The organism is Paenibacillus sp. MB22_1 (assembly GCF_047200555.1).
Classification (GTDB): Bacteria; Bacillota; Bacilli; order Paenibacillales; family Paenibacillaceae; genus Fontibacillus; species Fontibacillus phoenicis.
The window spans coordinates 2,398,956-2,423,264 of the sequence record NZ_JBLADV010000002.1 but is presented as its reverse complement, the minus strand read 5'-3'; the positions used below and the strand labels follow the sequence as shown (position 1 = coordinate 2,423,264).

Genomic DNA, 24,309 nt, shown 5'->3' with positions numbered 1-24,309 from the left:
TTGAATGTATGGCAAGATCATCCCTTAACGGAACCGATCATGACACCTTGCACGAAATAACGTTGCAGGAAAGGATACACCACAATGACCGGCAGCGTCGCTACAATAATCACCGCATATTTGACCAGCGCGGCCACTTCCGCCCGGTTATTTAAGGCAGTTGCGGTAGCGGCGTCGATCGAACCGGTTTGCGCCGACATCTCCTGCAGGACAAGAATTTGCCGTAGCACAAGCTGCAGCGGATATTTCGCATCGTCATTCAGATAAATCATGGCTGAAAAGTAGCTGTTCCAGTGACCTACCCCGAAGAACAGAGCCATTACCGCGATAATCGAAGTCGACAAGGGCAGCACAATTTGGAAAAATAGCCGGAAGTTGCTGCAGCCATCGATTTCTGCGGCCTCCTGGAGCTCCTTTGGGATGTTGGACTGAAAAAACGTCCGGCAAACGATAAGATTCCAAACGGAGGTGGCCCCCGGTAGGATCAAAGCCCACATCGTGTTGACCATGCCCAAATCCTTAATGAGCAAATAGGTCGGGACCAAACCACCGCTGAAGAACATCGTTACCATAAAGATCCCCATAAACAGGTTCCGCCCAACAAAGTCTTTGCGGCTAAGCGCATAGGCGGCCGGGATTGTCACCGCCAGATTCACCAGCGTCCCTACAACGGTATAGAGAATGGTGTTCCCGTAGCCGGTCCAGATTTGCGGATCCCGGAACACCCGTTCATACCCTTCGAAGGTAAGGCCCATCGGCCATAACCACATTTCCCCGGAAGAGACGTATTTCGGGGTACTGACAGAGGCGCTAATGATGTAAATAATCGGATATGCGACGATGACCAGCGCCAGAAACAAAAACGCATAGTTGCATGCTAGAAAAATGCGATCCCGCCGAGTTTCCTTAATTGCCGATACCACATGCCCCACTCCTTTCTTCTACCATAGGCTGTTTTCACTGACGCGCCGAACGATCTGATTGACGGTGACAAGCAATATCGCGTTAACAACCGAGTTGAACAAGCCAACCGCCGTGGAGAAGCTATACTGCGCATCCAGCAAGCCTGACCGGTAGACGAACGTCGAGATGACGTCGGAGGATTCCATGTTCAGCGGGTTTTGCAGCAGCAGGATCTTCTCGAACCCAACGCCCAGCAGACTGCCCATATTCAGAATCATCAGGATGGTAATCGTGGGCAGAATCGCCGGAATATTGATGTACCGAATCCGCTGCATACGCGAGGCCCCATCCAAAATAGCCGCTTCATGAAGACCCGGATCAACCCCGGTTAATGCGGCCAAATAAATGATCGTGCCCCATCCGGTTCCTTGCCATACGTCAGACAGCACATACACCGTTTTGAACCAGCGAGGATCGGACAAGAAGTCAGGAGCCTTGATGCCAAACGCTTCAATCAAGTTCACGATCATCCCTGTTGAAGGCGTCAGGAACGTAATGATCATCCCCGCCATTACGACCATCGAAATAAAGTGCGGTGCATAGGTTACGGTCTGAACCGTACGTTTAAAGAAGCCGTCCTTCACCTCGTTGAAAGCCAAGGCCAGGATAATCGGGAGCGGGAACCCTACGGCCAGCCCGTATAAGCTGATCCCCAGCGTGTTCCATAGCAGATCCCAGAAATAATAAGAATTAAAGAAACGAACAAAGTGATCGAAGCCAACCCATGGACTGCCCAAAATTCCGTTCACGGGAATAAAGTTTTTAAAAGCGATTTGAATCCCGTACATCGGCACGTAGCTAAAGATCAAAATACTTAATGATGCAGGTGCGATAAAAATGTACAATTGCCAATTCCGGAGGATTTTTGTCCTATGTTTACTTTTGGTAGCGATTTGGGTTATAGGCCTGGTGTCGATCGCGGTTGGTGCGCTTTTCTGCATCGGCGACTCCTCCTTTTTTTCTGAAGTGTAATGGGGCCGCCAGGCCTTCGTAAATATGTCATTTTGCTTCGAGATAACAAAACGCCGTGGCAATTTTAACAAATTGATTGATTTTCATATCTTTTCATGTAAATAAACTTAACACTTAGTTGTCCTGAACAAATGGAGGAAATGTGTATTTTTTTACGGTTCATGCCGCGATCTAAGCCGAATAAAGCCAGAGAACAAGCGCTGGCAAGCAAAAATAACATGTTTTTACCACCCGCTTCCGCTACTTTCCTCCCTTGCGTTATCCGGCAAACTCCTTTACATTTTATATAAAAAAATAAAATAGAGCGGGCGAGGGGGCAGACGTAACGTGAAGCTGAATTACTTTAAGTCTAAGCTTTTTCAAAAATACACCTGGTCTTACTTGTTCATGCTACTGGTTCCACTTGCATTGTTATCGGTCTTCATCTATAACAGCGCGGTCCGCAATCTCCGCTCCGAAATTGAACAATCCCATTTGAACCAGTTAACGCAGGCCAAGACGATCGTGGACAGCCATGTTAAGCAGCTCAGCGATATCGCTTCGCGGGTTGCTTATGACGATCAACTGGCCCGTTATCGCGTGCATGATCCGTATTACAGCTTAGAGGCGATCAATGCGCTCAAAAATTACAAGGCGACCAGCCCGATCATCGGGGAAATGTTCCTTTACTTCCATGGCGATGAGAGGATTTATTCCACCGCCGGGATGACAAGTCTGGACGTGTTTCACGAACGTTATCATTTTCTGAACTGGGAAGGCTCTACACTGGTTGAGGAACTGAATTCCGTCAAGTTTCCTGTCATTCACTCCACCGAGATGCTGAACCAGAACGGAACGATACAGCATTCGGTCTTGGCTTATCTCGTTCCGATTACACCGAACAACCCGAACCCGCACGGGACATTAATGTACTTGATCCCAAAATCGGAATTGACCCGACTGATCGATACAATTCTTGGCAACTATGAAGGATCTTCTTATATTTTCGATAACCACGGTCGTGTCATGGCTTCCAAGAACAATCAAGAACAATCGCTTCAGGGATCGGACTTGCAACAATTGGTTGCGCTTTCAACAGGAATCCACAGCATCGAGATAGGCGGGGTATCGCATTCCGTGGTTTCGGTCAAGTCAGAGACCAACGGCTGGGAATACGTCACCTTGATGCCCAGCTCGCAGTTCCTTGACAGCGTGATGCATCTGCGCAGCCTAATGATTCTGCTGCTGGCTGTGCTGACCGTCGTCGGAACCTTGGCGGCTCTGATCTTGGCGCGGCGTCAGCTTCATCCGATTCTTGACCTCGTCAAGTTTGCCGATTCCAAATCGAAGCCCGGCGTACTGGCTGCCAAACCGCACAAAACCGGCAACGAGCTGGACCGCATCCGTACGGCGCTGCAGGAATACAGCTCGCGCGCCGATCTGCAGGAGCCGTATGCACGCAATCATTTTCTATTGATGTTGCTGAAATACGGAAACGCCCGCAGCCTGATGCCAGAGCTGTTAAGCTCGCTGGAGATCAACCTGAACAAAGCGCATTATTTCGCCATGGTAATCGGCCGGGATGAAGCGGCGAAGAGCCGGCTGAACACCCACGATTGGCAGGCGATGATCGGGCGGCTGGCCGCGGCGGAAATTCCTGAATATGGCGCGTGCCTTTACAGCGTGGAGCTGCCTAAACCCGGACAAATCGCTCTGATCGTTGGCTTTGACAAGGTCGACTCCTGGTCCGGACCCGACCAGTTCCGCCGGATCGTCCAACGCATCCACGACAATCTGCTGGAGCAGTTCCGGATCGACCCGGTTATCGGTGTAGGTACTTATTACAGCGATCCTGATCAACTGAACCAATCGTTTATTGAGGCTTGCTCGGCGTTTGAATCGCGGATGTTTACCGGGCATGGCAGCATCACCTTCTTCGAGAAGCTGTCCCATGCGCCGGGAGAAACGTCCTGGGTGCCTAAGAACGAGTTGCTGAAGCTGTCCCAAAGCTTAAAGCAAGGCAGCTACGAAGTGGCCGCCCAAACGATCGGCGAATCGATGAAGGTGTTGCAAAATCCGGAGCTATCCGTCGAGATGAAGCGCTGCATTAGCTTTGACATCTTGAATACAATTCTGCGAACGGGAATGGAGATGGATATTCGCGATTGGACCTACGAAATCCCAAGTTCCGATGCGTTTAATTCCCTGCAGGAGCTGGAGCGCCATTTCCTTGGCCTTGCTTCGCGGATCTGCGAGTTGGCGCTGCATAACGAACGCAAGGAAGAGCATTCCCTGATGGACCGAATTATCGCCTACATCGACAGCAATTATATGGATCACTCGTTAAGTCTGGAAGCAATCTCCTGCAAATATTCGATTTCGGTGTCCCATTTCAGCCGCTCCTTCAAAGATCAGATGGGAATCAATTTCGTTCAATACATCTGGCAAAAACGGATGATGGCGGTGATGAACGATCTGACGTCCACCAACGATCCACTGAAGGACATTATTCAGCGGGTCGGCTACCTCGACACGCCTAACTTCATCCGTAAGTTTAAGAAGGAAACCGGTTTAACTCCGGGCCAGTACCGCAAACTGTACTCCCAGGTGGAATCCAGCAATCCACCGATTTCGGACTCGGCCGATGTCGGATAAGACGGTGGTTCCAGAATGAGAAGAAGGCTGCCTAAGCTTGAGTGCTTAGGCAGCCTTTTAGAATTGATGCTTTGGTTTATTTTCCACAGCATTTCTTGTACTTCAAACCGCTTCCGCAAGGGCAAGGTTCGTTGCGGCCGATCTTGTTCGACCGGGCTTGCTTAACGATATGCCCGCGAATGGAAGGTCTCGCTTGCGAGCTTCCGGAATTGTCCTGCATCCGGCGCAGCTCGTCCAACGTGTGTCCGGCATTGGACCACATCCGGGTGTGATCGTATACGTCGCCAATGAGGGCTACCGCTTGCTGTGCCTGCTTCTGCGACGAGAAGTTCAGGTCCCGACGTTCGAATTCGTAGAGCAGATCCTGCAAGGAAGCTTCCATCGAGCAGCCGAGTTGAATGTCGTCTACTAAATACTCCGCGCTTTCCGCATCCAAATGAAACTCCTTCGTCACAAACTCCCGCAACGCCGTCAGTTGCGGAGTCATCTCAAAGTAGTCTTGATCCGCATATTTAAGCAGTTCCTGCGCCTCCGGCACGTAGTAAGGTTTCCCTTGCACTTTGCCCTTGAGCTCGTCAAATTCTTTGTCTTCCATGTCCAAGGAGGCGATATAGCCCTGATGAAGCTCAAAATACTGATCCGTCCGGAGTAAAAATTGGTTCAGCTGTTGCAGCAATTCCTCTTCTGTGATGGATGCATGGCTGTTCTGCGCGTTATAGATTTCCGTAAGCTTCGCTGGCGCGATGATTCCATACAGATTAATCGCGGCCATCAAGTAATTGTAGAGCCGGTGGCTTCGTTCCAGTGCTTGCCGGAAAGCCGGTTGATCCAGCTTCCGGAAGGCTGCCTTCACTTCGTCCGGAATCACCAGGTGCAACTGGTTATCAGTGAAAAAAGTAAACAGCAAGCCGCGATCCAGGAAATAATAGTAGTATCCGAAAGGTGTCGCGTTGCTTGGTTGATAGGAACCGTAAAGCAGCGAGGCGAACAGCTCCCATTCCTTCGGTCTGCTATTTCGTAAAGCAACCTCCAGCGATTCGGGATTCTCAATGCTTGCTTGAACGGCGGCGGCCAGCTCCTCCTTCTTCATCTTGGAGCGGCCAGGGATGCTATAAACGGCGGCTAACGCCGCCAGCCTGGTCTTGGTCAGGCTGGGCAAGATGTCCGACAGCCGATGCATCACCTCGCCAATCATTGCATGCTTAATATTGTTCTCCTCTAGCAGTTGGTTCGTCTGATCAGTCATGTAAAACTACTCCTTCTTCATTTCATTCAAACGGATATTTCAGCCCCCATTGCCCGCGAATCTGATCCATCAAGCGCAGGATAGCCAGCGATTCATCGAGCGAAATGTCGCTGCTTTCGGTCAACCCGGCGTTCAGGGCCAGACCGACGGCTTCCGCCTCATAGGTGTAACCTTTAAAGGTCCGATCATCGGTCACGGTCTCAGGCTCTTCCCCATCGATATACAACGTGGCCGTGGTCGCGTTAAGGAACCCGGGAATGTATATCTTGCCGTTCGTTCCATGAATATAAGCATCGTTGCCGATCGCCAACCGCACGGCGCCGTTTAAGGAAGCGACAGCCCCATTTTCATAGGTCAACAATACGGAGAAGTGCTCATCGACCCCGGTTTCCCCGATATGCGCCGTACTTTGGATGCTTTGCGGGTGCGGCCCCAGCACCATCGACGCAAACGAAACCGGGTAGATGCCGGCGTCCAGCAGCGCCCCGCCGCCAAGCTCGGGGTTAAGCAGCCTCCCGGCCGGATCCCAGCCGGCGCGGAAACCAAAGTCCGCTTTCACCATGCGCACTTCGCCGATCCGTCCGGCCGCCAGCCATTCCCGCACCCGGCGGATGACTGGCAGGAACCGCGTCCACATCGCTTCCATCAGGAACAGCTTGTGTTCGCGGGCATAGGCTACCAGTTCCTCCAATTCGGCGGCATTGACCGTAAACGGCTTCTCGCATAAGACAGCTTTTCCCGCACGCAGTGCCATCATCACATTTTCCTTATGGTAAGGATGCGGTGTAGCTACATAGACGGCATCGACTTCCGGGTCGGCGACCAGTTCCTCATAGCTTCCATACGCTTTAGGAATCCCAAATTTCTCAGCAAACGCCTTGGCCTTCTCCAGATTTCTCGAACCGATGGCATAGGCTTCGCCGTTGCTCGCATGCGCCAAATCCCCCGCAAACGATTCGGCAATTCCCCCAGCCGCTAAAATTCCCCACTTGATCGTCGCCTCTCCCATTCGTTCCTTCCTCCTTTGCTCGATTCATCTTCCATTCATTATAACTGCTAACCCGCCGATGGGGAAACGGAACGAATTGGAGCGTCCGATATGCTATAATCAATAGACGCGGGAAGGACAAGCCCCCGCAATTTCGCCATTTGAGAGGTTGGGCTGCATGCTGACATTTGAGCAGAAACTGGAAATCTTCAAATCATTCCCTGAGCTGGAACAAAGAAACGTATCGCTGGGCCGGGTAAATTTCCACTATGAAGGCAGCGTTTATGATAAAAAGACCGTCGTCTACCACCTGCACCCCAACGGGAACGGGTTTGTTTACGCCGGGCTGCTGGACGGTTATGAGACCGATGCCAAAGGATTCGTGAATATTCGGGACATGGCGGAGCCCGAGCTGCGCCGCCTGGTCAAGGCGTCAATTACCGCTTTGTCCGTCCGGAAGGACGAAGACAGCGTTTCACCCTCTGTGAACTCCGGATCGAAAGACGCTTCCCTGCAGAACACCTCAACCGGGGGTGTGTGGGCAAATGCCAAAGGCGAGAAGCTGACGCTCAAATACGAGGATGATTTGTGGTATATCTACTCCGGATTAAGCCTGGAGATGGCCTTCGAAACCCGCGAGGAAGCCGGAGAGTATTTGGCGGAGGAAGGCTTTTCCCCATTTAAAGGATAATAACTGAAACTCGAGCGACCGACCATGCCTTACGGGGCATGGTTTTTTGTTGATTTCAAAAAAAGTTTGAATTCGTTCAATAAATTGTTTGATTTTTGACACAAAATGTTCAATAATTAAGTCAGACACAATTTGTTCACATTTGTAAGTCCAGTGAAACGTAAAGGAGCGAGTCCTCATGTGGCAACCGGAGAAATTGAAAGGCAACGCTTTTCTATGGATTGTTGGGCTGGGTGTTTTTTACGCAGTGTTCTACACGGTATTTACCCTACTCTCGATTCACGGTTAATGGGTCGCGTTTTTTGTAACCGCTGCCATGGGCTTGGGCGATCTGCCTGATCCCGCGTATGATCAATGTCAAACATCTACCGCCGAGCCGGTGAGGTCTTCCTCCTGCGCGAAGCGGTGTTTTTGTTTTTGCCGGGAAGGGATAGCAAGGTATAATACGTTACGTGGCCGCGATCGGCCCTAGGAACAACTGAAGCTAAGGAGTTATCAACTTGAAAAATCTGCTCGTCACCGGTTACCGCGCCCATGAGCTCGGTATTTACAACCAGAAGCACCCAGGCATTCCCTATATCCGTCAAGCGATCACCCATCGCCTCATCCCCTTGTTGGAAGAAGGGTTAGAGTGGGTCATTACCCCCGGCCAATACGGCGTGGATCTGTGGGCTTGCGAAGCTGTGTTTGAGTTGAGGAAGCGGTACCCCCAGCTGAAATGCTCGATCATCACCGCCTACAGCCGTCAAGAAGAGAAATGGAGCGATGAGAAAAAAGACTACTATTCGCAAATCCTTCGCCAGGTCGACCATTATGCAGCCGCAAGTAAGGAGGGATACCTTGGTCCTTGGCAGTTTACGGGCCGGGACGAGCTGCTATTCCGGAAGACCGATGGTATTCTGCTCGTCTATGACGAGGAGTCGGGCGAGGCAAGCCCGAAATATTTTAAGGAACGTGCCTTAAAGAAGCAAGCCCAGGACGGTTACGTCTACATCAACATCGGTTCCGAAGAAATTCAAGCAATCGCTAGCGAAGAACAGGAGCGGGCTTACGTTGACAGCGACATCCGCCCGGATGAATTGGGCCCGGCTCTCAATGATTATTACTAAATGTTGACTGATTATTATTTTCACATTCAAGTTACAAAAGCCCCCATTCGATCGATAAAATGGGAGCTCTCATAATGAATTTATAAAAATTTTAGCTACATAACCTTTTTAACTCAGATTCTAAGGACTCAATTATTTTTAATTGTATTCTTTGATATCCTCCTCTTACAAACATTGGCATACTACCACCTAAATCTTCATCAAGAAACTTGTAGTATGTTGGCTTATTTTTATCATCCAATGCAAGATGATGGGTAGAGTGTCTGTACAACTTTATTTTATGTAAAATCTTTTGTAAGTCAGGATACTCATTTTTAAATCCATTCCAGAAATAACCCTTTAGATTATTTCGAGTCCAATAATTTTCAACATTTTCAACAAGTGATTTATTAATAAGATTGAAAAAATCTTTATACATCTCCTCATTTTTAACGAGTCCATAACTAACTAATTTTCTGTGAAAGCCGTATTTCCTCGTATTACCGTTGTCGCTGGAACAAAGCGGGGGCCAAGAACACTTGAGTCTAAAGAAGGCAACAGGATGCCCGGTAGAACGAAATTTCGTCTACAAGGTATAAGAGTCTAAATTGCTGGACATCATGCTAATTTAGCTGGCTGCTTGCTTCGGAGGGCCGCCATCAATGTAATCTTGCTTATTCTTTAACATGTGATAAGCGATGGTAAGTATTTTATGTGCCACTGCTACAACCGCTTTTTTCTTCCCTCTTCTTGAAGCGAGTTTCCAAAACTTAACGGACAGTGAACAGTTTCGTGTCTTCGAGGCGGCCCATGCAGCCTCACATAGTGCGGTTTTGGAGTGAGGGTTGCCTTTCACCGATTTTGTACTTTTTTTTTGCCAGCACTTTCGTGATTTCCTGGAGCGACTCCTGCCCAAGAAGCAAGATGATCTGCTGTTGGAAACTGATCCATGTCGACGCCAATCTCTGCAACGAGCGTTGCAGCGACAATACGATTGACACCTGGAATCGTGTCCAACCGAGTTACTTCTTCTTCGTATGGAATCAAATACTGTTCAATTCGATCTTCCAACTTTTTGAGGGACTCTTCCAGGAAAACAATGTGATCCCAGGAACCCCGGATCATAAAGATTTGATGCTCGGTTACGGTGCCAAATAGGGATTCTGCAACTGCGGTTACATTTTTCTTGATGTTCCCGTGTACACGGTGATCGATATCGTCCGCATCGATGTATCCCTGTTCCACTAGTCGTGTCAATAAGTTTCGACCGGAAACACCAAACACATCGGAAATCACGGCACCCAGCTTCACATTGGAGCATTCTAGATACTTCTGAATGCGGTTCTTTTCTGCTGTAAGGTTGCTGACCCATTTCTTACGCAGACGCACCATATCCCGGAGTTCGCGCAGATCTTGCGAAGGAACAAAACTGCGTTCGATCAGCCCGTGACGCAATAACTTGGCGATCCATTCTGCATCAGAGACATCTGTCTTGCGGCCGGGAACATTCTTGATTCGGTAAGCATTCGCCAAGGTGATGTCGAAATACCCTTCCAAGATGTTGTACACCGGACGCCAATAAATTCCCGTGCTCTCCATAGCAATGTGAGTAATCCCTTTGGATTCCAGCCATGTGAGCATGTCGAATAATTGGCGAGTTGTTGTTCCGAATGTCTTGGTCTCCGACAGCACTTCAGCTTCTGGTTCATCACTTACAAGTGTGCAAACGACGATCGTTTCTTGATGGACATCCATACCTGCGCAATGATTTAACAACGTTTCCATCCATACCAACTCCCTCGAATATTGGCCGCAGTCGGAGGCAATCGATTGATCTGGACATTTTTCTGTCCGTGGTCACCATTCCAGCGGAACAGGCCAACATGGGGTTGTGCACAAATCGAAAGCCTTACAGTTTTTGTTACAGGGTCGAACCACCAAAAAAAGCTGCGTACCTGTTCCGACAGCGGTTATTAGCAGTATTGGAGTTTAGTACTGGAATGAAACATAGCCCCTAGCTTTCATGCCGGGGATGTGGCGTAAAGCCATGATTGTTTTTGTACATCCGGAATAGCATCTTCTTCTAGCCACCCAATGTTGTTTTTCTGTTTTATAGTATCATCAAATTGGTAATATAAACTAATAATACTCAGCATTTTCTCTCTATACCATTTCTCATTTATATCTTTTGAGATATTCGTTTGTACTCTTCTTAAGCCGTTTATTCTCTTTTTTATAAGACTAATAGCATCTTCAGAATGTATTTTGTACCCATACTCAGCAAAACATGCCTTACTATGAACTAAATTCAACTCAGTTTTACGGAAATCAGAAACAACCGCCGTAGTATCATCTATCATCAGTATTTTTGAATCAAAGCATGGATAATTAGAAACTGTTATTTTGTTGATATTTAACAATTTTTCACATTGTCTCTTTTGATATCCATTTGTAAATTCCCTACCAGTAATGAAAACCTCCACATTTACTCCTCGGCTAGAGCATTTTGCTAAAGTTTCAATAAAGTAATCTGATATTTCAGCCATATCAACCAGAGGTAACGAGATACAAACATTAGTTCTCGCTTCACTTAGCAACTTTTCCCACTCTTCTGATAATACTCCTATATTCATTTCTTGAGATTCATCTAAATTAGGTAACAATTCACTAAGAAGGTGAGATTTATTATCTTCGAAGTATGAACTCATATTTATTTTAATTACAGATGATCCTGAGTTATCGAGTTCTAAGATACAATCTTCGTAATTTTCCATTCTCTGCCACCCATCAAAGACCATATATCTAAAGTTCTTGTCTCCACTGAAGTCAGCAAAAATTAATAAGAATAGACGCTTATAGTTAGTTGCTTTCGCAATAACATTGTGTAGTCCCATTAACTCCATTTCATCTTCGTCATTATTCAATTTTCTTAATTTTCTAATAGTTTGTTTTAGTTTCCTCAGATCTATATTTTCAATGTTAGGAATATCTATTAGTGGCATAACTGATTTAAGTCCTAACTCCCTAAGAGATCTACTTGACATCATATTTGAGTTATCTACTTCGATATTACCGTTCAACCCATTTATTGCAACATTCACTTCTAATATTTCATAGTTATCTAGTTTATAAGTTTCTAAATACTCTCTCCCTTTCTTTGTTAATACATTAGATCTATCGATTAATTCCTTTGACAGAAGGTTATACCAAGACTGTTCTATTAATTCCCTTGGAAGCCCCATTACACTACTGATATCATCAAAAGATAAATTTAATGTGGAATATCTAAGTACAAACTCATCTACAACCGCTAATCGTTTTTTTGATACCATTGAGCAATATAATTTCCGCCTAAACATTGGTATACCTATTTCGCAATATCCAACAAGCTTAAATCCTGGAAACTCCGAGCTATTATTTTTTACATGTTTCTCTAGGAACATTATCTTAGGTCCTCCAATAAGCAATTATTAGGATAGTTTCGAATGAAATCAATGACATCTACAAATGGATTTCTACCAATTACTCGAGCTCTTTCCGCAAATTTCGCATCACCGACTAATATTAAACATGTTTTCCCTCTAGAAAGGGCAACATTTAAACGTCTAGCATCATCCAAAAATCCAATTTTACCCTTGGAGTTGTTCCTTACAATACTATATATAGCTATATCTGATTCCGATCCCTGAAACGCATCAACGTTATTGATTTGAATCTTCAGGTTTTTCCATTTTTTATTATCATTTGGTTGAACCAAATTAGTTATTATTGATCTTTGAGCATCATAACCTGATATAACCGCTACAGATGCTTTAATATTCTTTTCACCGTAAATATTTTCGATCTCAGATAACAATTTTGATATAACAGTGGCTTCAGCATCATTTCTCTTTGATACACCCACATTTTGCTCAATGTTATTAGCTAAACCATGAGTATTTAGCCATATAATAGTTTTAGGCCACCAATCTAAAAAATGTTGTCTCTCTTGAGGTAATTTTTTTGAAACTATATTTTCTGTAGGATAAAAAACATCATTAATTAATTGTCCGATTGTAGGGTGCATCCTAAACTGTGAAGTAAGGACAATTTTTGCTTCATCTGAAATTCTTTCAAAAAGCTCTTCAAATAAACTCTTTTCCAGATCGCTTTTTCTGAGTCCCTTTTCTTCTTTCTTATATTGTTCAATATTCGAATTGACTACAGGAGGTAACTGCTTGTGATCTCCAACTAAAATAATTTTTTTCCCTCTAACTAACGGTACAAGTAGTTCAGGAGTAGTAGCTCTTGCTGCTTCATCAACAATAACCCAATCAAATGCCATTTCGTTTAAAATATGACGAGAAGCTATTCCGAGACATGTTGCTGCAACTACTGAGGCATTCTGGGCAAAGATTTCATCAAATTCATCTAAATTCCCTAAGCGTTTATGCCATTCTCTGGTAATATTGGTCAACTCATATAATTTCTTCTCGTTTTTATTTAATGTAAGTGTACTGTGATCTTGCTCTAAATTTTCGTTAAATTTTTCAATCTGACTCATCTTTTCACTAATTTGTTCCTCGCTTAAAGTAAAATTAGATTCTAAATAAATTTGGAAATTTTTTTTAGAGGTCTCTCGAACTTGCGCAACCCATCTATTTACTTGATTTGTCATCAATAACGATTCGGATTCTTCGGAGATCTTTTCTAATCTTCCCACTCTAATTGCTTTGTGTTTGCCAATATGTTTTACAATATTAGCAAGTGCATGATCGACAGCAACATGTGATTGTGAGGCAAGTAAAATTCTCGCTTCAGGATCCTCTTCCAATATTTTTAAAATTATTTCAGTAATTACTGTCGTTTTCCCTGTTCCTGGCGGCCCTTGTATTAAAAATACATCTTTTGTTGATAGTGCCTTATTAACTGCTACTTTATTAGAAAAATCAAGAGTCTGTATAAAATTTTTCCGCTCTATAATAGAATTCATCGTGGCCAACTCCGGGTCGCGGATTATTTCAATCAAATTAGGATTAACGGTACGACCATCCGTTACAGCTCTGGTAGCGTTTTGTAATCTTTTTAGACTCGCCTCAGCTTGAACTAAATCTAATCCAAGCTTTCCTCTTGTGGAGATTTCCTCTAAATTTACATTTGGTTTAATATTTATAATAACATTGTCTTGTTCAATGCTATCAAGCACTCCCACTGTTATTTGGCTTGTACCATTTTTTGAAGTTAGTTGAATCAAATCATTTTTCTCTAGGCCAACATCAGAATTATCAACTGTAACTACAAGTTTTCCAGACATTTCATCATAGATAAAATTTGAGTATTTACATAGTCTTTTCTTTTCTTGAATTATTAATTTTTCATCTTGTAGGTAATCATCCCATTTTTTAAGTAGCTTATTCTCCTCATCTTCCCTCGCCTTACTTACCTTTCTTTTCCTTTCCTCGTCATTTACATGTAGTAATACCTGACTGAGCGCCTCAGATCTTTCCATTTCTTGCATGTTTTTTACAACAAACCACTTAGCATAAACTCTGATGCCGCGCCGTAATTCTTGCTCTTTTAAGTTAAAATCATCATCTAAGTTGTTAATTAAACCAACAATAAAACAACTTTGGTCTGGTGAAAGCTTACAATGATATTTCAACGAATTTCCGATTAAATAGTAGTTGTTATTATTTTTGTAAATAACAGACTGTTCTAAATCATTAGAAATGAAACTAATTGCACTCTCAATGTTCATTTGTCTAATTTTTCCTAAAGAGTACAAATCCTTTGATATTTGACCTTTTATTTTTAAATACAACTTTGTTCTTCTGGATAATAAATTCATGTACTCCGACCTAACTACATTTATTATCTGATGTATATTATCAGGTCTCTTACTAGAATCATTTTGTAATAGTAAAGTAAGCAATTCTTTAATAGAATTAGAGCAATTAATCGGATCAATTTTCGTTAGTAATGAGCCTTTATCTTCTGGTGGGTCTTGGGCTGTTAATAAATAATAAAATAGGCAACCAACGGAATAAAAATCACTCGTAAAGCTTATATTACCTCGTAAAAGTTGTTCCGGCGAAGCATATGCTACCGTCATCATGTCCTTTAAAGTTTGATTATTATTATAAGTTACACCAAGAATTTTGCTGATTCCAAAATCAATAATTTTGACATTCTCAAAAATATCAACAAGTACATTGGTTGGTTTTAAATCTCGATGTACTACCTTGTTCTTATGGGCTTCAGATAATCCAGAAAGTATGTCTAACATTATTTTTATTTTCTTTTCATAAGAAATATCAGGATTATTATTTATGTATTGATATAAATTGTCTGCCTCAAACCATTCTGTAACAATATAGAATAAATTATTTTCAACTCCTGAATCTTTATATGTAATTATATTTTCATGTCGAATACGGGATAAAGACTCGGCTTCCCTTCTAAAAAGCTCTTTTACTAGAAGTTGTTCATCAGCATTACTAAATCTGAGTGTTTTGCATAATTCCGTTTCAGAGAAGAAGCGATAGCATATTCACTGTCGTTAAGGGGTAATTTTCGAAAATGGTATTATATGGATGAAGAAAAGGGCAGACTTGCAGAATTTTAGAACAGCTCATTTTTTAAGCGGCAGCCCGTTTTGAATGATGAGAAACGGCGAGCGCAGATGCAAGCAGAACAATGGCATTCAAATACTGGTGAGTTGTGACTTTCTGAATGCCCCGGACATGTGCGGCGTCTGCCGTCAAATAGGTTTTCAATCGGGAGTTGCAGCGTTCTACGCTGGTTCGTTCATTGTAAAGTTCCTTCCAACGCTTTGTATCCCGATGAGGGATGCTGTATCGCCGGAGATCATCCTTCGCATTTACTTTGACGACCATTCCATAGTTTGAAGACGAGCAGGCAGCCATGCCAAGCGGACAGTCGACTTTACCCGTGGCATGCGGGCAGCGAAATTTATGCATATCGCCGTCAACTCCCCAGTATGTCATCGCATAACCCATGGAACAGCACGGTGTTCCGTTCGAGGTCATGCCAGCAGGCGGTTCCTTCTCCCCCCGAAGATTAAGGGGAATGATGGCTTGTGCCTTGACGTTGCGGGCGGCCTCATAAACTTTCATTTGGTCGTAGCCCGCATCGAGTATGAAAAATCGTGTGCTCGTCCTGGACGCTGTTTTCTCGATCAGGTCCGGCGCCATTTCTCCATCATTGACATGCGCCGGCGTTACTTCCAAGGCGATCGGCAATTCACTTTTCGTATCGACCGCCAGATGAATTTTGTAACCAAACCATGTGATTTTATTGCCGAAGGAATCAATTTTTGCGCCCCAGTTCGCATTACCCGTTTGCTCGCTTTTGCGTTTGGGCTGCTTTTTCTCGTAAGCGCGGAGAGCGGCGCTGTCTATGGCGACGTTACTGCCTTCTATGATACCTTCCTGCTGACAGCGTGTGACCAAATCCTCAAAAAGCCGTTTTGCCAAGTCCTTTCTCGTCAGTTCTGAGAAGACTCGGCTTAATGTGGATATGGAAGGAGCTTCTCGATCCAGCGGAAGACCACACTGATAACGAAACCGGAGATCCGTATCCAAACGCTTATGCAACCCTGAAAAGGTACTTATTCCTTCAAGCGGCGCAGCCAAGAGTGCTCGTAGAATCCCTTGTCTGCAGTATCCCTCAGCGCCTCGGGGTGAACGGCTTCTCAGTTCCTTGGCATACGGTCTCAGATCGAGAGAGCTGAAGAAGATCGGCCATCTCTCCTTGGGTTGAATGTTTAAAAGTTCTTCGAAGGAAAACAGACATTCTTGGAGAATATACAAAGTGACTTCCTCCATCCTTGAGGTTTTTGGGTTCGGTCACTTGAAAACTTCTCCAAGTTGGGGTGAAGTCCCTTTTTTATGTCCGAAAATCCTTACGGCTCAAGGCCTCAGATTACTGCAAAACGCTCAAATCTAAGTATCTTAATCACAACTTCTTCTTCATCGTTTCTAATGTCAATTGCACTCCATATTTCTGTCGTAGCTGCCTTATATATTTCAGTAACAAGTTGATATCTTTTCGAAATTAACAAATCTATTCCTCCCTTGCATACTACTTTTGGTTTATTATCGAAATCCTGAATCCGTGATAAAGGTTCTTTGAAAATTAAAGATAATTGAAGGAAAAAGCACCTCCGGTAAAGAAATTAAAAGAAAATCATAACTTTTCCAATTTCACCTGAGAGGTGCTCTATGAAGATCCAATTTGTCCGCTCGAAAGAGTTAATTCTCTCTACTCACGCCGGTCTTGCAACCGTTGGCGCTTTGCTTGCGCATACTGGACTTAGAAAGCGCCTGAATCATACAAAGATCAAAAGTATGAAAACACCGATTCATTCCCACGCCGATGTCATGAAGAGCTATCTGGGCCTGCTCTGCCAAGGCAAGAGCGACTTTGACCATATTGAGCCGTTTCGAAAAGACGATGTATTCACAATCTGCCTTCAGCTCCAAAAAGTCCCCTCCAGCCCGACTCTTCGCCAGCGTCTTGACGCCGCAGCACAGACGCCGGAATGGAACCGGATTTTACTTGAGGAATCCGCTGATCTCATTCGCAAGGTAAAGGCTCCATTAACAGGGCTGACAGCAGGTGAAAAGGCTTATGCGCCGCTGGATATCGACGTATCTCCTTTCGACAATTCCGGCACAAAGAAAGAAGGCGTATCTCGTACTTACAAAGGGACTGACGGCTATGCTCCCATCTTTGCCTACCTGGGCCAAGAAGGCTATGGCGTTAATGTGGAACTGCGTGAGGGCAGTGTGCATTGCCAGAAGGGAACAGCCGCATTTTTAGAACAGAGCATCGCATACGCCAAACGTGCAACGGACCTGCCGCTGCTCATTCGCATGGACGCTGGAAACGACAGCGCCGAAAATTTGCATGTTTGTCATCGCGAGAAAGCCGACTATATCATCAAGGCCAATCTCCGCAGAGAACCGAAGGAAATGTGGCTGCGCATTGCGGAAACGACGGGAATCGCCTGCCAGCAGCGCGAAGGAAAAGTCGAATATATCGGCGCGATAGAATTTCGCGAAAAGGGATTCGACCGCCCCCTTCGCCAAGTGTTCCACGTCATTCATCGAACGATTGATCGGGATGGACAAGTGTTGCTGTTCCCGGAAATTGAAGTGAGCGTCTATTGGACGTCGCTTCGCTGTGCCCCGTCACGAGTGATTGAGCTTTACCGCGATCATGGGACAAGTGAGCAATTCCACAGCGAAATCAAAACCGATTTGGATTTGGAGCGTCTGCCTGCAGGAAAATTCGCAACGAATGATCTCGTACTGCATGCCGGCTTGTTTGCCTATAACCTTCTTCGAATCATCGGCCAGGAGAGTCTGCGTGAGCATGACTCGCCGATTCGAAACAACGTGCAGCGTCGCCGTATTCGTACGGTTATCCAGAATATTATTTACATGGCGGCAAGATTGGTTCGACATGCGCGAGGTATTCGATTCAATTTCGGCTGCAACAGTCCGTGGTTTCCCGTTATCCGTCGTATTTACTGTGCCTTTACCTGACAGGATGGAATGTTATAGGGGTCAATAAGGCCTTGTCAGCCAAGGTCTGTTTGATCATGCGCTCCATCAGAGTGCGATCTCATTAAACAGTTTGTCAGCGTCAAAAATCGCACATTTTACAATAACAACCAGATTTTCAATCGAGCAATACAAAGCGTCACGGATTCAGGGAAATATGTCACTAGGCTAAATATACTACATTCATCCAATATATCCCATAAAAAAATATTCATTTATCGTTGAATAGACTATAAACTACCCAATAAAAGTCACCTTCCGCCCGCCTCCAGACTACACTAATAGCGTAAATCGCTTTCAGTGCAACACGACGTTTGCATAGCAAAGGAGGTATTCCCATGGGCGAAAGGCAACTCCCTACCGTTGCTTATTTCAGCATGGAGTACGGTCTTCATTCCGATTTTAAAATGTATGCGGGAGGGCTGGGCATCCTCGCCGGCGATTTCATCAAAGGGGCCAAGGACATCGGCGCTCCCCTCGTCGGCATTGGTATTAAGTGGAAGCAAGGATATACCGACCAGCGAATCGGTGAGGATGGACGGCCTTACGATACGTTTACTGATCATGAGTATGAGTTTCTGGAGGACACCGGCATTACCGTCACGGTGACGATCAAAAATACCGAAGTTCCATGCAAAGTATGGAAAACCGAACAGTTTGGCAATAATCCGCTCTATTTACTGGATACCGACCTCCCGGGCAGCGAGAACGGCTGGATCACCGCCCGCTTGTATGGCGGCGGCTTCGGGGAGGAAAGAATTGCCCAGGAAATTGTGCTGGGCATCGGAGGCGTAAAGGCGCTTCGCGCACTGAACATTCCGGTTGAGGTGTACCATTTCAACGAGGGTCATGCGGTCTTGGCCGCCACAGAGCTGATCCGCGAAAAAATGCAAGCCGGATTCACCTTCGAATCGGCTTGGCGGACTACCCGTGAATCCGTCGTTTTTACGACGCATACGCCGGTTAAGGAAGGTAATGAGGCTCATGGGCTGGACCTGCTGGAGGCGATGTCAGCCTTTAACGGGTTAAGCCGCGACCAGATGGAGCGGATTGGCGGCAACCCGTTTAACATGACCGTAGCTGGTCTGCGGCTCGCACGCCGTTCCAATGCGGTGGCCGCCTTGCATGCGGAGACCGCAAACCGCATGTGGAAGGACGTGGCCGGTCGCTCGGAGATCATCGGGATCACGAACGCGATCCACCTGCCGACGTGGGCCGATCCGCGGATGCTCCGCGCTTATGACGAGGGCGGCGATCTATGGGCCGTCCACATGGAGTTAAAGCGCGAGCTGATCGATTTGATCCGCGAGCGCTCGGGAGTGGAGCTGAACCCGGAGCGGCTGCTGATCGGGTTCTCGCGCCGGGCTGCGCCGTATAAACGCAGCGACCTGATCTTTTCCCGGCCGGACCTGATCTCTCCTTATCTTGAATCGGGACGGATCCAGCTCGTCTTCTCCGGCAAAGCCCATCCCAATGACGAAACGGGCAAGCGGATCGTCAGCAACCTGGTGGCGATGATGAAACGGTATCCGGGCAGCGTCGTGTTCCTGGAAAACTACGATATGACGATCGGCGCCAAACTGACCCGCGGGGCGGACGTCTGGCTCAACAACCCGCGCCGGCCGCTGGAAGCGAGCGGCACCTCGGGCATGAAAGCCGCCGTCAACGGCGTGCTGAACTGCTCGATCCTTGACGGCTGGTGGCCGGAGGCGTGCTTGGACGGTGAGAACGGCTGGCAGATCGGCGACGGCTTCGAGTCGGCCGACCCGAACGAGCTGGACCGGCATGACAGCGCGGCGCTCTACGACACGCTGCTCAACCGGGTCGTGCCAACCTACTACAAGGACCGCCCCCGCTGGGTGCAGATGATGCGGCGCAGCATCGAAACGACCCGCGAGGCATTCTCCACCAAGCGGATGCTGGAAGAGTATTACCAGAAGCTGTATATGCGGTGAAAGGCGAACGCGGTGGTGAGCGTGGCGAGAGGGGCAGATGCTGCGGGTGAATGATGCGTGAGCGTGGCGAGAACGGCGGAGGCTGCGGGTGGATGAAATGCGCTAACGTGGTGAGAGCGGCGGAGGCTGCGGGGATGCAGGTGGCGAAAGTGGTAGATGAGCTGTGAATGGAGTCTGTAAAATAGTTTGTGTAAACTCCTAAACCCAGTAAAATGGAAGACATAGAAAGGTTGGGGAGAATACATGGGACTTTGGACGAAAGAGCAATTGCGAGCCTTCATTAAGGAGAACAAGCTGGTAACAGCACAAGACGCGCAGAATGCTTTGAAAGAACTGTTTGCTGAAACTCTTCAAGAAATGCTGGAAGCAGAGCTCGATACGCACTTAGGCTACGAGAAGCACGAGGTCAAAGCCAAGATGACGCCAAATAGCCGAAATGGCAAGAGCAAGAAGACGGTGGTCAGCGAATACGGAGAGCAGGAAATTGCAGTTCCACGGGATCGGATGGGTGAGTTCGAGCCCGTTGTTCTGCAGAATCACCAGAAGAATGTAACTGGCATTGAAGATCAGATCATCGCCCTGTACGCCAAAGGTGTCAGTACACGAGAGATTCAAGACCATCTGCAAAACCTTTACGGTATCGAAGTCTCGCCTACGCTCATTTCCAATGTCACCAACAAAATCGTGCCTCTCATTAAGGAATGGCAGAATCGGCCGCTTCAAGGCGTCTACGCGGTCGTCTACATGGATGCGATTCACTTTAAAGTGAAGCAGGACGGGGCCATAGTTAACAAAGCGGCCTACATGGTGATTGGCATCGACCTGGACGGGAACAAGGATGTACTCGGTATGTGGATCGGGGAGAATGAATCCAGTAAGTTCTGGCTCAGCGTGCTAAATGACCTGCGAAATCGTGGTGTCCAAGACATTCTCATCATCTGTGTGGACAATCTGAGTGGTTTCTCCGAAGCGATTGCGGCCTGCTATCCAAAGACCGAGATTCAAAAGTGCATCATTCACCAGATCCGCAACTCCACTCGTTACGTGTCGTACAAGGATTTGAAGAAGGTGACTGCCGACCTCAAGCCCATTTACAAAGCCGCAACCGAGGAAGGAGCGCTGCTAGAGATGGAGCGCTTCGAGGAAGTCTGGGGCGCTAAGTATCCGCTTATAGTCCGCTCTTGGCGCAACAACTGGGAGGAGCTCTCCACCTTCTTCAAGTATCCGCCTGAGATCCGCAAACTCATCTACACCACAAATATGATTGAGAGTTACCATCGGCAGCTTCGCAAGGTGACCAAGGGGAAGAGTATTTTCCCTACCGATGAAGCCCTGCTGAAAATGCTCTACCTGGCCACGATGGATGTGACACGAAAATGGACAGGCCGTATCCAAAACTGGGGGCAGATGCTCCTTCAGCTTTCGGTCTTCTTTCCGGATCGGGTCAGTAACTATTTACGTTAGAAGCGCCAAATCCCCCCTCGGGGGGATTGCTTGGAATGAGTTTACACAGAAATCTTGACAGACCCTGTGAATGGCGAATGTGGCAGATCAAGCCCATAGCGCGGTGTGAGGGACTGCCCCTTGCACCGTTTTTTTGTAGTCTGAATGCCAGCACTATCCCCTCGCATTGTTGCTATTTGCCCTGGTTCCCTCCCCACTAATGTTCATCCGCAACTACTCCCTCTCGTATCACTGTTACTCATCCACTCTACCCTTTCGCACCACTGTTACTCATGCTCTGGATCGGCTACACTTAGTTGGACAATAAAAATAAGGGCTTGTAGAATAGACCTATCATGTTAAGGAGCGGATCTCAACAATGCCTAAACAACCACGACGCACGTTTACAACCGAGTTTAAAAAGCAAATGGTGCAGCTCTATGAAAACGGGAAATCCCGCGCAGCGATTGTGGAGGAATATGACCTCACTGCGTCTGCTTTAGACCGCTGGATCAAGCAAGCCCAGACCACAGGCTCCTTCAAGGAGAAGGACAATCGCTCTTTCGAAGAAAATGAACTCATCACTTTACGTAAAGAGATTCAACGACTTAAGATGGAGAACGATATTTTAAAGCAAGCCGCGCTGATCATGGGACGAAAGTAGCTATCATCCAGAACAACCGTGATAAATACTCGGTATCAGCAATGTGCGACGTCCTACAAATTGCAAAGAGTACGTTCTACTATGAAGCAAAGGAACGAGCGAAGGAAGATGAACTAACAGAAACGATTGTGGAGATCTTCCACAAGAACCGCAAAGCCTACGGCACGCGCAAGATTAAAGCCAAGCTAAAGGAACAAGGAATAGTTGTATCTAGACGTCGCATTGGCCGCATTATGAAGGAGCAGGGGTTGGTCTCCACCTACACGATCGCTCAGTATAAGCCCCACAAAGCGGCCTCCAATGAAGCAAAGACGGCAAATGTGCTGGCTCGTGAGTTTGAGCAGACAGAAGCAAAGCGCTTCGTCGTTAGCGATCTAACGTATGTAAAGGTTCAAAACAAGTGGCATTACATTTGTGTGCTGATCGACTTGTTCAATCGAGAAATCATCGGGCATAGTGCGGGCCCAAACAAGGATGCGGCTCTGATTTCCCGTGCCTTCTCTACCGTACAAGGTGATCTGCGTCAAATCCAGTGGTTTCATACGGACCGCGGTAGTGAGTTTAAAAACGAAAAGATGGACGAGCTATTGGAGACCTTTAAAATCGGTCGATCTCTCAGCATGAAAGGTTGTCCCTATGACAATGCCGTGGCTGAAGCTACCTATAAAATTGAGACTTTTGCATAATTCCGAATCGGAGTTAGCGTTATAGCGGATTTTCGACCGGCAGCAGGTCGTTTATCTGCTGAGTTCTTGTATTGTATGGCTGTTGGAATTTATTGGATAAGAAAATAGGCAGACCTGCAGAATTTTTGAAATCGCTCGTTTTTAAGCGACCGCTTTTGCTGAACGAGATGTGGCTATTGCAGATGCAAGTAAAACAATGGCGTTCAGATATAGGTGAGTCGTCACTTTCTCGATCCCACGCACATGCAGGGCATCTGCTGTCAAGTGGCTCTTTAGCCGCGCATTGCAGCGCTCAACGCTCGTACGCTCATTGTAAAGTGCCTTCCAGCGTTTGGTGTCTCGATGTGGATTACAGTACCGTCTAAGGTCTTCCTTCACGTCCACTTTGACGACCATACCATAATTTGAGGACGAGCAAGCGGCCATGCCGAGTGGACAGTCGACTTTGCCGGTTGCGTGCGGACAGCGAAACTTCAGGATGTCGCCGTCCGCTCCCCAGTACGTCATGGCATAGCCCATGGAACAGCATGGCGTCCCATTGGACAGCATGCTGGCTGGCGGTTCCTTCTCGCGCCTGAGGTTGAGCGGAATAATGGCTTGAGCCTTGACGATTTGCGCGGCCTCGTAAACCTTCAACTGATCATAGCCTGCGTCCAGCATGAAAAACCTCGGAGCGGCTCTGGATGCGGCTTGTTCCATCAGGCTTTGCGCCCGATCTCCGTCATTGACGTGCGCAGGCGTAACGTCCAGGGCAAGCGGCAATTCGCTTTTCGTATCGACAGCTAGATGGAGTTTGTACCCAAACCAGGTGATCTTGTTGCCGAACGAATCGAGTTTCGCTCCCCAATTGGCATTGCCGGTCTGTTCGCTCTTTCGCTTGGGTTGCTTTCTCTCGTAAGCACAGATGGCGGTGCTGTCAATCGCCACGTGGCTGCCGTCCAGAATACCTTCTTTCCTCAGGTGGGCAATCAGATCCTCAAACAGCAGCTTGGCCAGTTCTTTTTTCGTGATGTCGGCAAACACGCGGCTGAGTGTGGAGATGGATGGAGCTTCCCGATCAAGCGAAAGCCCGCACTGGTAGCGAAACCGAAGGTCCGTGCTCAACCGATGATGCAAAGTCGTAAAGGTATCGATGCCTTCAAGGGGGGCGGCCAGAAGCGCACGTAAAATGCCCTGTCTGCAATGCCCTTCAGCGCCTCGGGGTGAGTGGCTTCTCAACTCTTTGGCATAGGGTCTTAGATCGAGCGAGCCAAAAAAGATCGGCAATCGATCTTTTGATTGCATGGCGAGCAATTCCTCGAAGGAAAACAAGCTTTCTTGGAGAATATACATTGTGACTTCACTTCCTTTGGGTTTTCTTGTTAGGTCACTTGAAAACTTCTCCAAGTTGGGGTGAAGTCCCTTTTTTAT

At 46.7% G+C, this 24,309-nt stretch carries 15 protein-coding genes and 2 pseudogenes; 7 read left to right on the top strand and 10 right to left on the bottom strand.

Features of this window, described 5'->3' with window-relative positions; genetic code table 11:
- Positions 1-17: 17 nt before the first annotated feature.
- Positions 18-923 (bottom strand): carbohydrate ABC transporter permease, encoded by a 906-nt coding sequence (locus ACL02P_RS22810; RefSeq protein ID WP_009224651.1) that lies wholly within the window; start codon positions 921-923, stop codon positions 18-20.
- A gap of 18 nt (positions 924-941) precedes the next feature.
- Positions 942-1,904 (bottom strand): ABC transporter permease, encoded by a 963-nt coding sequence (locus tag ACL02P_RS22805; protein ID WP_412838140.1) that lies wholly within the window; start codon positions 1,902-1,904, stop codon positions 942-944.
- Between the two features lie 358 nt (positions 1,905-2,262).
- Here ACL02P_RS22805 and ACL02P_RS22800 point away from each other — a divergent pair, with 358 nt between their 5' ends.
- Positions 2,263-4,569: a helix-turn-helix domain-containing protein gene (locus ACL02P_RS22800; RefSeq protein ID WP_412838139.1), complete on the top strand. Its 2,307-nt coding sequence runs from the start codon at positions 2,263-2,265 to the stop codon at positions 4,567-4,569.
- A 76-nt stretch (positions 4,570-4,645) separates the two neighbouring features.
- Here ACL02P_RS22800 and ACL02P_RS22795 read toward each other — a convergent pair whose 3' ends face one another.
- Both ACL02P_RS22795 and ACL02P_RS22790 read right to left on the bottom strand, forming a co-directional pair.
- Positions 4,646-5,815: an SEC-C metal-binding domain-containing protein gene (locus tag ACL02P_RS22795; RefSeq protein ID WP_009224648.1), complete on the bottom strand. Its 1,170-nt coding sequence runs from the start codon at positions 5,813-5,815 to the stop codon at positions 4,646-4,648.
- A gap of 22 nt (positions 5,816-5,837) precedes the next feature.
- Positions 5,838-6,824 carry a Gfo/Idh/MocA family protein gene (locus tag ACL02P_RS22790; RefSeq protein WP_009224647.1) on the bottom strand — a complete coding sequence of 329 codons (987 nt, stop codon included), beginning with the start codon at positions 6,822-6,824 and terminating at the stop codon, positions 5,838-5,840.
- 157 nt (positions 6,825-6,981) lie between these two features.
- Here ACL02P_RS22790 and ACL02P_RS22785 point away from each other — a divergent pair, with 157 nt between their 5' ends.
- Positions 6,982-7,494 (top strand): hypothetical protein, encoded by a 513-nt coding sequence (locus ACL02P_RS22785; protein ID WP_009224646.1) that lies wholly within the window; start codon positions 6,982-6,984, stop codon positions 7,492-7,494.
- 500 nt (positions 7,495-7,994) lie between these two features.
- Positions 7,995-8,603, top strand: a complete 609-nt coding sequence (locus tag ACL02P_RS22780; protein ID WP_412838138.1) for a DUF1273 domain-containing protein — start codon at positions 7,995-7,997, stop codon at positions 8,601-8,603.
- Between the two features lie 91 nt (positions 8,604-8,694).
- On the opposite strand, the gene ACL02P_RS22775 is transcribed toward ACL02P_RS22780, so the two are convergent.
- From ACL02P_RS22775 to ACL02P_RS22755, 5 genes and pseudogenes are all read right to left on the bottom strand, one after another.
- Positions 8,695-9,021, bottom strand: a complete 327-nt coding sequence (locus ACL02P_RS22775; RefSeq protein ID WP_412838137.1) for a hypothetical protein — start codon at positions 9,019-9,021, stop codon at positions 8,695-8,697.
- Between the two features lie 189 nt (positions 9,022-9,210).
- Positions 9,211-10,367 (bottom strand): annotated as a pseudogene (locus tag ACL02P_RS22770) (IS110 family transposase).
- Positions 10,368-10,603: 236 nt separating this feature from the next.
- The gene (locus ACL02P_RS22765; protein WP_412838136.1) at positions 10,604-12,025 is read right to left on the bottom strand and encodes a hypothetical protein; all 1,422 of its coding nucleotides are present in this window, start codon (positions 12,023-12,025) and stop codon (positions 10,604-10,606) included.
- Positions 12,025-15,111: an AAA domain-containing protein gene (locus ACL02P_RS22760; protein ID WP_412838279.1), complete on the bottom strand. Its 3,087-nt coding sequence runs from the start codon at positions 15,109-15,111 to the stop codon at positions 12,025-12,027. The genes ACL02P_RS22765 and ACL02P_RS22760 overlap by 1 nt, the downstream gene beginning before the upstream one ends.
- Positions 15,112-15,199: 88 nt before the next feature.
- Complete coding sequence (locus tag ACL02P_RS22755; RefSeq protein WP_412838135.1) at positions 15,200-16,393, bottom strand: transposase; 1,194 nt, start codon at positions 16,391-16,393, stop codon at positions 15,200-15,202.
- Between the two features lie 411 nt (positions 16,394-16,804).
- Between ACL02P_RS22755 and ACL02P_RS22750 the strand changes: the two genes are divergently transcribed.
- The 4 genes and pseudogenes from ACL02P_RS22750 to ACL02P_RS22735 all read left to right on the top strand — a co-directional run.
- Positions 16,805-18,133: an IS1380 family transposase gene (locus ACL02P_RS22750; protein ID WP_009227150.1), complete on the top strand. Its 1,329-nt coding sequence runs from the start codon at positions 16,805-16,807 to the stop codon at positions 18,131-18,133.
- 356 nt (positions 18,134-18,489) lie between these two features.
- Positions 18,490-20,106: an alpha-glucan family phosphorylase gene (gene glgP / locus ACL02P_RS22745; protein ID WP_412838134.1), complete on the top strand. Its 1,617-nt coding sequence runs from the start codon at positions 18,490-18,492 to the stop codon at positions 20,104-20,106.
- A 243-nt stretch (positions 20,107-20,349) separates the two neighbouring features.
- The gene (locus tag ACL02P_RS22740) at positions 20,350-21,570 is read left to right on the top strand and encodes an IS256 family transposase (RefSeq protein WP_412838133.1); all 1,221 of its coding nucleotides are present in this window, start codon (positions 20,350-20,352) and stop codon (positions 21,568-21,570) included.
- A 358-nt stretch (positions 21,571-21,928) separates the two neighbouring features.
- A pseudogene (locus ACL02P_RS22735) lies at positions 21,929-22,884 on the top strand (IS3 family transposase); the annotation flags it as partial.
- Positions 22,885-23,040: 156 nt separating this feature from the next.
- Here the strand turns inward: ACL02P_RS22735 and ACL02P_RS22730 are convergent.
- Entirely contained in the window at positions 23,041-24,231 is a 1,191-nt protein-coding gene (locus ACL02P_RS22730) for a transposase (protein WP_412837041.1), read from the bottom strand.
- Positions 24,232-24,309: the final 78 nt, after the last annotated feature.